Source organism: Streptomyces sp. NPDC002125, assembly GCF_053593715.1.
On sequence record NZ_JBSFDD010000008.1, the window covers coordinates 146,467 to 158,869 of the forward strand.

The following is a 12,403-nucleotide window of genomic DNA, read 5'->3' on the forward strand; positions in this document are numbered from 1 at the left end:
GTGAGGCGGTCACCGGTGGTCGAGGGCGTGCTCCAGGTGTTCGACGAGGACCGGGACATGGCTGGCCGGGACGTCCTTCACGGCGGTGACGAGCGTGACGGGGCCGCCCCCGCGGACCAGGGCGAGCAGCGCCTGGACGGCCTCGGTGTGGGCGGGGTCGCCGAGCTCGGTGCGGTAGCGGTCCACGAAGTCGTCGTACCGCTCGGCGGTCCGGTCCTCGTGGTACCAGGTGCGGAGCTCCTTCGAGGGCGTCACGTCCTTGGCCCACACATCGATCGCCGCGTGTTCCTTGGAGAGCCCGCGCGGCCAGAGCCGGTCGACGAGCACCCGGGTGCCGTCGTCGTCCTCCGGCGGGTCGTACACCCTGCGTACGCGAATGCCGCTGCCACTGGCCACGAGCGATCACCTTCCGTTCCCGTGCTTCCAGCCTGGATCAGGCCCGCACGTCCCGCCAGGCCGCCGGGATGGCGTCGGCGACGTCCTGCGCGGCGACCGGCGCCCCGTCGGAGGCCCGGCGCGCCGCGAGCCCGTGCAGATGGGCGCCGACCGACGCGGCGTCGCGCGGCGCGAGGCCCGCCGCCAGCAGCGATCCGGTCAGCCCGGACAGCACGTCGCCGCTGCCCGCCGTGGCCAGCCAGGACGTGCCGGTCGGGTTGACCCGTACGGGCGCGTCCCCGGCCTCCGCGACCAGGGTCGTCGAGCCCTTGAGCAGCACCGTCGCGCGGTAGCGCGCGGCCAGTTCCCGTACGGCGGCGAGCCGCCCCGCCTCGACTTCCTCACGCGCCACCCCCAGCAGCGCCGCGGCCTCACCGGCGTGCGGGGTCAGGACGGTGGCGGCGGTCCTGGCGCGCACGGCCCCGGCGTCCATCAGCCGCAGCCCGTCCGCGTCGACCAGCACCGGCACGTCGGCGGCCAGCACATCGGCCACCGCCGACGCCGACGCCGAGGAGTCGCCGAGCCCGGGTCCGACCACCCAGGCCTGCACCCGCCCGGCATCGGACGGCGGTCCCGGATGCACCAGGGTCTCCGGGTAGCGGGCGATCACCGCCTCAGCGCCCGGCCCCGCGTACCGCACGGCTCCCGCGCCGCCCCGCAGCGCCCCCGCGACGGCCAGTACGGCCGCGCCCGGATAACGCTCCGAGCCGGCCGCCACCCCGACGACCCCGCGCCGGTACTTGTCGCTCTCGGCGCCGGGCACGGGCAGGAGGGCGGCGACGTCGGCGTACTGGAGCGCCTCCAGGTCGGGCCGGGCCGGAAGTTCCTCCGCCAGGCCGATGTCGATGAGCCGCAGGGCCCCCGCGTGTCCGGCGGCCGGGTCGACGAGCAGCGCCGGCTTGTACGCGCCGAAGGTGACCGTCGCGTCCGCCCGCACGGCCTCGCCGAGCACCTGCCCGGTGTCCGCCTCGACCCCGCTGGGCAGGTCCACGGCGAGCACGGGCGCGTGACCCGCGGTGACGGCGCGCACCAGCTGTGCCGCCCGGGGGCGCAGCCCGCCCCGGCCCCCGATGCCGGTGATGCCGTCCACGACGAGGTCGACGGGGCCGAACGCCCCGAGGTCCGGGCCGTCCAGGACCTGACCGCCCGCCGCCAGCAGGGCGGCCAGTCCCGCCCGGTGCACCGTGTCCGGCGAGGTCAGCAGGGCCCGCACCCCGGCGCCGCGCCGGGCGAGTCTGGCGCCCGCGTACAGCGCGTCGCCGCCGTTGTCCCCGCTGCCGGCCAGGAGGAGCACCCGGGCCCCGTACACCCGCCCGTTGCGCCGGAGCAGATCTCCGCAGGCCACGGCGAGCCCGGCGGCGGCCCGGCGCATCAGCTCGCCCTCCGGCAGCCGTGCCATCAGCGCCTGTTCGGCGGCCCGTACGGTCTGGACGCTGTACGCATGTCGCATGGGCTCAACCCTCCGCGATCACCACGGCCGACGCCACCCCCGCGTCGTGGCTCAGCGAGACGTGCCAGCTGCGTACGCCGAGCTCGGCCGCCCGTGCCGCGACGGTGCCGCGGACCTCCAGACGGGGCTGCCCGCTGTCCTCGACGCACACCTCGGCGTCCGTCCAGAGCAGCCCGCCCGGCGCCCCGAGCGCCTTGGCCAGGGCCTCCTTCGCTGCGAACCGGGCCGCCAGTGAGGCGATCCCCCTCCGCTCCCCGCCGGGGAGCAGCAACTCCCGCTCCAGGAAGAGCCGCTCGGCGAGCTGGGGTGTCCGCCCCAGCGCCGCGCCGAAGCGTTCGATCTCGGCCACATCGATCCCGACCCCAATGATCACGCGTCCCACTCACTCATTCGACTGTCACGGACTTCGCCAGATTGCGCGGCTGGTCCACCTCGTTGCCCCGGGCGGTCGCCAGCTCGCAGGCGAAGACCTGCAACGGCACCGTGGCGACCAGTGGCTGAAGCAGCGTAGGCGTGGCCGGGATCCGGATGAGGTGGTCGGCGTACGGTACGACCTCCTCGTCGCCCTCCTCCGCGATGACGACGGTACGGGCTCCGCGGGCCCTGATCTCCTGGATGTTGGACACGATCTTGTCGTGCAGCACCGAACGGCCGCGCGGGGACGGCACGATGACGACGACCGGCAGCCCTTCCTCGATGAGCGCGATCGGCCCGTGCTTGAGCTCCCCGGCGGCGAAGCCCTCGGCGTGCATGTAGGCGAGCTCCTTGAGCTTCAACGCGCCTTCCAGGGCCACCGGGTAGCCCACGTGCCGGCCGACGAAGAGCACGGTGTCGTGGGAGGACAGCGAGCGGGCCAGTGCGCGTACGGGCTCCATCGTCCCCAGCACCCGGTCGACGGCGCCGGACATCTCGGAGAGCTGGCGCACCACGGTGCGGATCTCGTCGCCCCACTTGGTGCCGCGCACCTGGCCGAGGTACAGCGCCACGAGGTAGCAGGCGACCAGCTGCGTCAGGAACGCCTTGGTGGAGGCGACGGCGACCTCGGGTCCGGCGTGCGTGTAGAGCACGGCGTCCGACTCCCTGGGGATGGTCGAGCCGTTCGTGTTGCAGATGGCGAGGACCTTGGCGCCCTGCTCGCGGGCGTGCCGGACGGCCATGAGGGTGTCCATGGTCTCGCCCGACTGCGAGATGGCGACGACGAGGGTGCGCTGGTCCAGGATCGGGTCGCGGTAGCGGAACTCGCTGGCCAGCTCCGTCTCGCAGGGGAGCCTGGTCCAGTGCTCGATGGCGTACTTGGCGATCATCCCGGCGTGGAAGGCGGTCCCGCAGGCGATGACGACGACCTTGTCGACCTCCCGCAGCACGCTCGGCGCGATGCGCACCTCGTCGAGGTGGAGCTCCCCGGAGACGTCGACCCGGCCGATCAGTGTGTCGGCGACGGCCTTGGGCTGGTCGGCGATCTCCTTGAGCATGAAGGAGGCGTAACCGCCTTTCTCGGCGGCCGACGCGTCCCAGTCCACGTGGTACTCGCGCACCTCGGCGGGGAAGCCGTCGAAGCCGGTGACCGTGACGCCGTCCCTGCGCAGCTCGACCACCTGGTCCTGGCCCAGCTCGATCGCGGACCGGGTGTGCGCGATGAAGGCGGCGACGTCGGAGGCGAGGAACACCTCGCCCTCGCCGACGCCCACCACGAGCGGCGAGTTCCGCCGGGCGCCGACCACCGCGTCGGGCTCGTCGGCGTGGACGGCGACCAGCGTGAACGCGCCTTCCAGCCGCCGGCAGACCTGCCGCATGGCCTCGGCCAGGTCGCCGCCCGACGAGTAGGCCTCGGCCAGCAGATGGGCGACCACCTCGGTGTCGGTCTCGGACGCCAGGTCGTGGCCCCGCCCCGCCAGTTCCTCGCGCAGGGCGGCGAAGTTCTCGATGATCCCGTTGTGCACGACGGCGACCCGGCCCGCGTTGTCGAGGTGCGGGTGGGCGTTGGCGTCGGTGGGCCCGCCGTGCGTGGCCCAACGGGTGTGCCCGATCCCGGTGTTCCCGGCCGGCAGCGGCCGGTCCTTGAGCTCCTTCTCCAGGTTGAGGAGCTTCCCGGCCTTCTTCGCGGCGGCCATGCCTCCGTCCGCGAGGATGGCGACCCCCGCGGAGTCGTACCCCCGGTACTCCAGCCGCTTCAGCCCCGCGACAACGACATCCTGCGCCGACTGCGTCCCGACGTAACCCACGATTCCGCACATAACGCCACCATAAGGCTGGTCTCCCCGGCGGGGGCCGAGCGGAAGTGCCTGCCGCTGCGCCAAAAGTGTCTGTCACCCTGTCGGTCGGGGCCGTGAACCTTTCCGGCCGCTGCGGGCAACAGCGGGTACCGACTCACCGACCGGACCGCTGGAGGCGCCGTGCCTGGACTACGACCACCACCGGCCGTGCCGGACGACTCCGAGGTGATCGCCCGGTCGGTCGAGGAACCGGAGCTCTTCGCCCGGCTGTACGACCGGCACGCGGCGGACATCCACCGGTACACCGCCCGCCGCCTCGGGGAGGGCGCGGCGGACGACATCACCGCCGAGACGTTCCTCGTGGCGTTCCGCACGCGTGGCCGCTACGACACCTCCCACCGGCTCGCCCGGCCCTGGCTGTACGGCATCGCCGCCAACCTCATCGGCAGGCACCGGCGTGCCGAGGTGCGCGCCCTCAAGGCCCTGGCGCGGACCGGTGAGGATCCTGTCGCGGCGTCCTGGAGCGAGCGCTCGGACGACCGGATCGCCGTCCAGGCGCCGTTGGCCGGGGCGCTCGCCACGCTCTCCTCCGGGGACCGGCACGTGCTGCTGCTGGTCGCCTGGGCAGATCTGGGCTACCAGGAGGTGGCCGACGCGCTCGGCATACCGCTCGGCACCGTCCGCTCCCGGCTCAACCGCGCCCGCCGCAAGGTCCGCGAGGCGCTGAGCACCGACCCCACGTTCACCCCGGACCGGCAGGAGCTGAACCCGTCATGGACGAAATGACCCGGCTGCGCGAGTTCCGCGCGGACGCCCCGGCGCCGGACCGCGCCGCGCTCGCTCCCGGCAGGCAGCGCCTGACCGACGCCGTCGCCGGCGGGCGGCGCGGACTCCGGCGGCGCCCCGACTGGCGGCTCGCCTCGCTCGGCGCGGCCGTGGCGGTCACGGTTGCAGCGCTGCTCGGCACCCAGCTGCTCGCCACCCCGGGCCCGCGCCCCGCCGGGCCCGCCGCGACGGCGGGCTCCCTCGACCTGTCGGGCCCGGCCGCGACACTGGGCCAGGCCGCCCGCTACCTGGAGGGCCTGACGCCTCCGCCTGAACCGCGCGACGACCAGTGGATCTACACGAGAAACGTCATGGGGGAACCGGTGCTGAAGGCCGGCAACGGCAACCAGGCGGGATTCCGGTACGACCCCGACTCCTGGACTCCGTACGCTGACGTCACCACGGAGAAGGACCGTTCGGACGACGACCGCTCGGCCCGGGAGATCTACCGGGCCGCCGCCGCCCTGCCCGAGGACCCCGAGGCCCTGCTGGCCGAGGTCCGCGAGCTCTACCCGGCCGACAACAGCGAGGACGAGGAGCAGCAGGAGTTCCGCGGACTGGGCGTGCTGATCGGGTCCTACCCGGTCCCGCCGGCCGCGCTCGCCCGCATCTACCGGGCGATGGCCACGATCCCGGGCGTCGAGATCACACGCCACCTCGTCGAGGACGCGGCGGGACGCGAGGCCATCGCGGTCACCCGGGACGAGAAGGGCACCCACCAGCGCCGGGAGATCCTGCTCTCCCCGTCCGACTACGGCTTCGCGGGCCTGCGCTTCCGGGTCACGGAGGACTACGAGATGGAGATGCCCAAGGGCATGCGGGGCCCCGGCCAGAAGTACACCGCCGGTGACATCACCGTCGACCAGGCCCGCACCGAGGCGGCCGTCGTCGACGCCAACGGCGCCAAGCCCTGAGCCACGCCTCCCCTGACTCCCGCCCGGGGCCCGGTGTCCGCCGCAGGGGGGCGGACACCGGGCCCCGGGCGGGGTGCGGTGCACGGCCCGCGAGGAGGCGGGCACGGGACGGCGCGGGTTCCCGGCACGAGGCCGTACGACGCGCGTCGGAGCCTCGCGCCGACCGCGTGCGGGCCGCCGGCCGCTCCCCCACGTGACCGACCCCACCCCCCACTCCGTTAAAACTCCCGCAACAATGAGTACGTGATCACTTCGCCCGCACGGAGCTCCCGCCGCACCGAGCACGCGCCGACGCCCTACGTCGACCTGACCCGGGCGGAGTGGAGCGCACTGCGTGACAAGACCCCGCTGCCGCTGAGCGCCGAGGAGGTCGAGCGGCTCAGAGGGCTCGGTGACGTCATCGACCTCGACGAGGTGCGGGACGTCTATCTCCCGCTCTCCCGGCTGCTCAACCTCTACGTCCAGTCCACCTCGGTGCTGCGCGGCTCCCTGAACACCTTCCTGGGGGACGCGGGCAACGGGCACGGGGAGCAGCGCGGCACCCCGTTCGTCATAGGGGTCGCCGGAAGTGTGGCCGTCGGCAAGTCCACCACCGCCCGTATCCTCCAGGCGCTGCTGGCGCGCTGGCCGGAGCACCCCCGGGTGGAGCTGGTGACGACCGACGGCTTCCTGCTGCCGATGAAGGAGCTCGAAGCGCGCGGCCTGATGTCGCGCAAGGGCTTCCCGGAGTCGTACGACCGGCGGGCGCTGACCCGGTTCGTGGCCGACATCAAGGCCGGCAAGGACGAGGTGACGGCCCCCGTCTACTCGCACCTGATCTACGACATCGTGCCGGGCGAGCGGCTCACCGTACGCCGCCCGGACATCCTGATCGTCGAGGGGCTGAACGTGCTGCAGCCCGCGCTGCCCGGCAAGGACGGCCGGACGAGGGTCGGGCTTGCGGACTACTTCGACTTCAGCGTGTACGTCGACGCGCGCGCCGAGGACATCGAGACCTGGTACCTCAACCGCTTCCGCCGGCTGCGCGAGACGGCGTTCCAGAACCCGTTCTCGTACTTCCGCAAGTACACCCAGGTCTCCGAGGAGGAGGCGCTGGACTACGCGCGCACGATGTGGCGGACCATCAACAAGCCCAATCTGCTGGAGAACGTGGCGCCGACGCGCGGACGTGCCACCCTGGTGCTGCGCAAGGGGCCGGACCACAAGGTCCAGCGCCTCTCGTTGCGCAAGCTCTGATCCCGGAAAGGGTGCGTCGTGCTGCATCTGCGCCTCATCGTGCCGTCCGACCGCACCGATGAGGTGCTCGCGCTGATCGAGGGGACGGTGGGGACGGCCCATCTCGCGGTGCTCGCGGGTGCCGCCCGGAGCCCGGCCGGCGATGTCGTCCTGTGCGACGTGGCACGGGAGGCGGGCGACGAACTCATCGGCGGTCTGCGGAAGCTGGGGATCGACGACTGCGGCTCGATCACCGTCGAGAACATGGATCTCACCCTGTCCCGGCACGCCGACGACGCCGAGCGGGCGGCGCCGGGCGAGGGGGCGGACGCGGTGCTCTGGGAGGAGCTGACCGAGGTCACCCACGAGGAGTCGACCTTCAACATCACCTATGTGTCCTTCCTCGCCATCGCGACGATGCTCGCCGCGTGCGGGGTGATGCTGGACAACGCGGTCCTGATCGTGGGCGCGATGGCGGTGGGCCCGGAGTTCGGCCCGCTGGCCGGGATCTCGACGGCGCTGGTGCAGCGGGCGCCGAAGCTGGTGGCGCGGTCGCTGTGGGCGCTGATCGGCGGCTTCGTGGTGGCGATGGCCCTCACGGCGGGCTTCGCCTGGCTGATGGACGTGCTCGGGCTCTTCACCGAGGACATGGTCACGGCGGAACGGCCCAACACCGGCTTCATCTGGCACCCGGACTGGATGTCCTTCGTGGTGGCGGTGCTGGCGGGCATCGCGGGGACCCTCTCGCTGACGTCGGCGAAATCCGGGGCCCTGATCGGTGTCGCCATCTCGGTGACCACGGTGCCGGCCGCCGCCAACGCGGCGGTCGCCTTCAGCTACCAGGACCTCCAGCAGACGTGGGGGTCGGCGGGCCAGCTGCTGGCCAACCTGGGCGGCATCGTCCTCGCCGGGACGGTGACGCTGCTGGCGCAGAGGGCACTGTGGGCCTGGCAGCGACAGAGGGGTTCGGCGGGCCGACGGGTGCCGAACGGTACCAACTGACCCTGCGCTCGGGACGGATGACGGTCGGCGAGGTGAAGGACCCGGCAACGGTGCGGCACCTGACGCTGCCGCACCCCGGACAGGCGAACGCGGCCCGGCCGGTGGCACCATCCCGGGTATGACCGATGCCCGGGAAGTGAGCTTCCACCCCCTCCGGCGGCGCGCCCTGTGGTGGTCCGCCGCGCTCGGAGCGGCCGGGGCGGGCCTGGCCGCGGTGCGCGCGGTGTACGGGAGCGGGCTCCTGGACGTGTGGCTGGGCGTGGGCCTGCTGTTCGCGCTGCTGGGCCTCGTCTGTCTGTACGCGGCCACCACCAGGGTGAGCGCGGACGCCGACGGCCTGCGCACCCGTACCCTGCTCCGCCGCCGGGACATGCCGTGGTCCGGCATCGCGGATCTCCGTACGTACATCCAGTACGGGCGGAACCAGGAGATCCATCGCGTCAGCGTGCTGCTGCGCGACGGGCGTACGCGACGGCTGCCGCTCCCGCTGAGCGCGTCCGCGGGCGACCGCCCGGAGTTCGAGGAGCGGCTGGACGCGCTCCGCGCCCTGCACCGCCGTCACGGCGATCCGGTCTCCCGCCACGTCCCCGTCATCTCGTACCGGGCCGCCGGGCGCGGCACGGCCGTGCAGGCCGTCCTGTGCCTGCTGCTGCTCGCGGGCGCGGGCCTGGCCGTGTGGTTCGTGCCGGTGGCCGGGGAGGAGAAGGAGGCGTGGGCGTCGGCCGTCCCGTGCGCCGCCGGGACGCCTGCGGCGGAGCGTGAGGAGTGCCTGAGCACCCTGCACGCGGTCATCGCACGGGTGGAGATCACCAAGGGGAACGAGAGCGACTGGCTGTACTTCGCCGACGGCAGGCCGCTGGAACGGCTGGGGGTCTCGCGGGAGGGGGCCCGGGGGTTCCACACCGGTGACGAGGTCGAACTGACCGTCTGGCGGCACCAGGTGAGGGAGGTCACCGGGGAACACCACGTGTGGCGCGAGCACTTCACCGGCGCCGGGGAGGTGGCCGTGATCGCCGCCGTCTGCGCGCTCGGCGCGGGCTACCCCGGCGCCCGGGTGCTCCTGCACCGGCGCGGGCGCCGGCTGCCGGACGACGAGGTCCTGCCCTCCGCCCTGCCGTTCGCCGCCGCGCTCGCCGGTACGGCGGTGTGGCTGCTGCCGCTCTGCTACCTCCACCCCCTGGGCCCGGCCGGCTCTCCGGTGGCCCTCGTGTGGGCGGGGTCGGGCGCCGTGGCCACCCTCGCGATGTCCGTCTGGGCCTGGCGCGCCACCCGCATCCGTACGCCCGGCGACGGCGCGGGTGTTCCCTCCCCCGAGCGGTGGGAGAAGGGGAACCGGTTCCTCGCCGCCCGGTTCCTGGAGGACACCGACTACAACCCGAACCGCTTCGGCACCCACATCGTCCTGGGGGACGGGCCGCTCGCGGTGACGCCCCACTCCGGCCCGGGCAGGTTCGCGGCGAGGCGGATTCCGGTGGAGCGCCTGACCGTGACGGGTGTGCGGCGCGTCCGGGGCAGTGACGGCGACACCGTCGGCAGGGGCTGGCACATCGCCGAGCTCGACGACGCGGGCGAGCCCGTCCGGCTCGCGGCGGCCCCCGCCGACCTGACCCGCATCCTCCAGGAGCTGGAGGCAGGACGCAGGACGGCCCCGGCCGTGGGGCCGGGGCCGTCCGTCTGACCGGCCGTGTCCGGCCGACCGGTGGTGCGTCAGCCGAGCGCGGACTTCACCACGTCGGCCAGCTGTCCGGCCACCGCGCGCGCCTGCTCGATGTCGGCGGCCTCGACCATGACCCGTACGAGCGGCTCGGTGCCCGACTTGCGCAGGAGCACCCGTCCGGTGGCGCCCAGCTCGCGCTCCGCCTCGGCCACCGCGGCGGCCAGCTCGGGCGAGGTGTCCACGCGGGACTTGTCGACGTCCGGGACGTTGACCAGGACCTGCGGGAGGCGCTGCATCACGCCCGCCAGGTCGGCGAGCGTACGGCCGGTCGCCGCGACCCTGGCCGCGAGCATCAGACCGGTCAGCGTGCCGTCACCGGTGGTGGCGTGGTCCAGGACGATGACGTGGCCGGACTGCTCGCCGCCCAGCGCGAAGCCCTCGGCCTTCATCGACTCCAGGACGTAGCGGTCGCCGACGGCGGTCTGGACGAGCTGGATGCCCTCCCGCTCCATCGCCGTCTTGAAGCCGAGGTTGGACATGACGGTGCCGACGACGGTGTCCTTGCGCAGCTGGCCCGCCTCGCGCATGGCGAGGGCGAGCACGGCCAGGATCTGGTCGCCGTCGACCTCGGCGCCGGTGGCGTCCACGGCCAGGCAGCGGTCCGCGTCACCGTCGTGCGCGACGCCGAGATCGGCGCCGTGCTCGACGACGGCGGCCCGCAGCAGCTCCAGGTGGGTGGAGCCGCAGCCGTCGTTGATGTTCAGGCCGTCCGGCTCGGCGCCGATGGTGATCACCTCGGCGCCGGCACGGGCGAACGCCTCGGGCGAGACGCGGGCGGCGGCGCCGTGCGCCTCGTCGAGGACGACCTTCAGCCCGTCGAGCCGGTTCGGCAGGACGCCGATGAGGTGGGCGACGTAGCGGTCGAAGCCCTCGGCGTAGTCGGTGACCCGGCCCACGCCCGCGCCGGTCGGGCGGGCCCAGGGCTCGCCCGTGCGGTGCTGCTCGTAGACCGTCTCGATGCGGTCCTCCAGCTCGTCGGCGAGCTTGTGACCGCCGCGGGCGAAGAACTTGATGCCGTTGTCCGGCATGGCGTTGTGGCTGGCCGAGAGCATGACACCGATGTCCGCGCCGAGCGCGCCGGTGAGATACGCCACGGCGGGGGTCGGCAGCACGCCGACCCGCAGGACGTCCACTCCGGCACTGGCCAGGCCGGCCACGACGGCGGCCTCCAGGAACTCTCCGGACGCGCGGGGGTCGCGGCCCACCACGGCGGTCGGCCGGTGCCCCTCGAAGGTGCCCGCCTCGGCCAGTACGTGCGCCGCCGCGACCGAGAGACCGAGCGCGAGCTCGGCTGTCAGGTCCGCGTTGGCGACACCGCGCACGCCGTCCGTGCCGAAGAGTCGTCCCACTGGTGTCCTCCGAAGGTGCTCCGAAACCGCAAAACCAAAGTACTCAAAAAAGGGCAAAGCAAGGCAAGGCGCGGCAAAGAGGGTACGACACTGCCCTGAGCCCTATAAACATGCAAACGTCTTAAGCCGTTATACGCCCGCGAGGGCTGATAAACGAACGCCCCAGCAGCACGAGGTGTGCCGCCGGGGCGAACGTCTGACGCAGGCGATTTAGCGCTTGCTGTACTGCGGAGCCTTACGGGCCTTCTTGAGACCGGCCTTCTTGCGCTCGACCGCACGGTCGTCGCGGGAGAGGAAGCCGGCCTTCTTCAGCGTGGCGCGGTTGTTGTCCACGTCGGCCTCGTTCAGCGCGCGGGCCACGCCGAGGCGCAGGGCGCCGGCCTGACCGGAGACACCGCCACCCGAGATGCGGGCGATGACGTCGTAGCGGCCGTCGAGCTCGAGCACCTTGAAGGGCTCGTTGACTTCCTGCTGGTGCACCTTGTTGGGGAAGTAGTCCTCAAGGGTGCGACCGTTGATCTTCCACTTGCCGGTGCCCGGGATGATCCGGACGCGGGCGATGGCGTTCTTGCGACGGCCAAGGCCGGCCGCGGGCTGCGGGTCACCGAAGCGGCCCGCGAGCGACTCGGAGGTGTACTCACCCTCGACGGGGACCTCCGACTCGAAGGTGGTCACCTCGGCGAAGGTCTCTTCGCCCTCGGTGCCCTCGACGGGCGTCTCTGCAGTGGTCTCGGCCACGATTCTCCTCAGATCTTTCTTTACGTCTTAGGGGGTGAGGCCGGAACTACTGCGCGACCTGGGTGATCTCGAACGGGACCGGCTGCTGCGCAGCGTGCGGGTGCTGGTCGCCCGCGTAGACCTTCAGCTTCGAGATCATCTGACGACCCAGGGTGTTCTTGGGGATCATGCCCTTGATGGCCTTCTCGATGGCCTTCTCGGGGTTCTTCGCGAGGAGCTCGTCGTAACGCACCGAACGGAGACCGCCCGGGAAGCCCGAGTGGCGGTACGCCATCTTCTGGGTCTTCTTGTTGCCGGAGAGGTGAACCTTCTCGGCGTTGATGATGATGACGAAGTCGCCCATGTCCATGTGGGGGGCGTAGATCGCCTTGTGCTTGCCTCGGAGGAGGTTCGCGGCCGTGGTGGCCAGACGGCCGAGGACGATGTCCTCAGCGTCGATGATGTGCCACTGGCGAGTGACATCGCCGGGCTTGGGGCTGTACGTACGCACTTCGTAGCCTTCGCTTCTTCAGTGGATGAGGTCCAGACACATGGCACCCCTGAAG

12 protein-coding genes are annotated in these 12,403 nt (G+C 72.6%); 5 read left to right on the forward strand and 7 right to left on the reverse strand.

Annotated elements, in window-relative coordinates; translation table 11 throughout:
* Window positions 1-9 precede the first annotated feature (9 nt).
* The 4 genes from ACWCQM_RS16465 to glmS are packed head-to-tail and all read right to left on the reverse strand — an operon-like array spanning window position 10 to window position 4,119.
* Window positions 10-396: a DUF488 domain-containing protein gene (locus tag ACWCQM_RS16465; protein WP_450915986.1), complete on the reverse strand. Its 387-nt coding sequence runs from the start codon at window positions 394-396 to the stop codon at window positions 10-12.
* A 37-nt stretch (window positions 397-433) separates the two neighbouring features.
* Window positions 434-1,885 (reverse strand): NAD(P)H-hydrate dehydratase, encoded by a 1,452-nt coding sequence (locus ACWCQM_RS16470; protein WP_450915987.1) that lies wholly within the window; start codon window positions 1,883-1,885, stop codon window positions 434-436.
* A 4-nt stretch (window positions 1,886-1,889) separates the two neighbouring features.
* A complete protein-coding gene (locus ACWCQM_RS16475) occupies window positions 1,890-2,258 on the reverse strand; it encodes a holo-ACP synthase (protein WP_073745977.1) in 369 nt (122 codons plus the stop codon).
* Window positions 2,259-2,271: 13 nt separating this feature from the next.
* A complete protein-coding gene (glmS, locus tag ACWCQM_RS16480) occupies window positions 2,272-4,119 on the reverse strand; it encodes a glutamine--fructose-6-phosphate transaminase (isomerizing) (RefSeq protein WP_450915988.1) in 1,848 nt (615 codons plus the stop codon).
* 159 nt (window positions 4,120-4,278) lie between these two features.
* Here glmS and ACWCQM_RS16485 point away from each other — a divergent pair, with 159 nt between their 5' ends.
* The 5 genes from ACWCQM_RS16485 to ACWCQM_RS16505 all read left to right on the forward strand — a co-directional run bounded on the left by ACWCQM_RS16485 (window position 4,279) and on the right by ACWCQM_RS16505 (window position 9,732).
* Window positions 4,279-4,884 carry an RNA polymerase sigma factor gene (locus ACWCQM_RS16485; protein ID WP_450915989.1) on the forward strand — a complete coding sequence of 202 codons (606 nt, stop codon included), beginning with the start codon at window positions 4,279-4,281 and terminating at the stop codon, window positions 4,882-4,884.
* A complete protein-coding gene (locus ACWCQM_RS16490; protein WP_450915990.1) occupies window positions 4,872-5,837 on the forward strand; it encodes a CU044_5270 family protein in 966 nt (321 codons plus the stop codon). Before ACWCQM_RS16485 ends, ACWCQM_RS16490 begins: the two co-directional genes overlap by 13 nt.
* A gap of 243 nt (window positions 5,838-6,080) precedes the next feature.
* Window positions 6,081-7,073, forward strand: coding sequence for a type I pantothenate kinase (gene coaA, locus ACWCQM_RS16495; RefSeq protein ID WP_450915991.1), 993 nt, complete (start codon window positions 6,081-6,083; stop codon window positions 7,071-7,073).
* An 18-nt stretch (window positions 7,074-7,091) separates the two neighbouring features.
* Window positions 7,092-8,054: a DUF389 domain-containing protein gene (locus ACWCQM_RS16500; RefSeq protein ID WP_450915992.1), complete on the forward strand. Its 963-nt coding sequence runs from the start codon at window positions 7,092-7,094 to the stop codon at window positions 8,052-8,054.
* 118 nt (window positions 8,055-8,172) lie between these two features.
* Window positions 8,173-9,732 (forward strand): PH domain-containing protein, encoded by a 1,560-nt coding sequence (locus tag ACWCQM_RS16505; protein WP_450915993.1) that lies wholly within the window; start codon window positions 8,173-8,175, stop codon window positions 9,730-9,732.
* A gap of 29 nt (window positions 9,733-9,761) precedes the next feature.
* On the opposite strand, the gene glmM is transcribed toward ACWCQM_RS16505, so the two are convergent.
* The 3 genes from glmM to rplM all read right to left on the reverse strand — a co-directional run bounded on the left by glmM (window position 9,762) and on the right by rplM (window position 12,348).
* Window positions 9,762-11,120: a phosphoglucosamine mutase gene (glmM, locus tag ACWCQM_RS16510; RefSeq protein ID WP_450915994.1), complete on the reverse strand. Its 1,359-nt coding sequence runs from the start codon at window positions 11,118-11,120 to the stop codon at window positions 9,762-9,764.
* A gap of 210 nt (window positions 11,121-11,330) precedes the next feature.
* On the reverse strand, window positions 11,331-11,858 hold the full coding sequence (rpsI, locus tag ACWCQM_RS16515) for a 30S ribosomal protein S9 (protein ID WP_073744273.1): 528 nt from the start codon (window positions 11,856-11,858) through the stop codon (window positions 11,331-11,333).
* Window positions 11,859-11,904: 46 nt separating this feature from the next.
* Window positions 11,905-12,348, reverse strand: a complete 444-nt coding sequence (gene rplM / locus ACWCQM_RS16520) for a 50S ribosomal protein L13 (RefSeq protein WP_073744271.1) — start codon at window positions 12,346-12,348, stop codon at window positions 11,905-11,907.
* Window positions 12,349-12,403 lie beyond the last annotated feature (55 nt).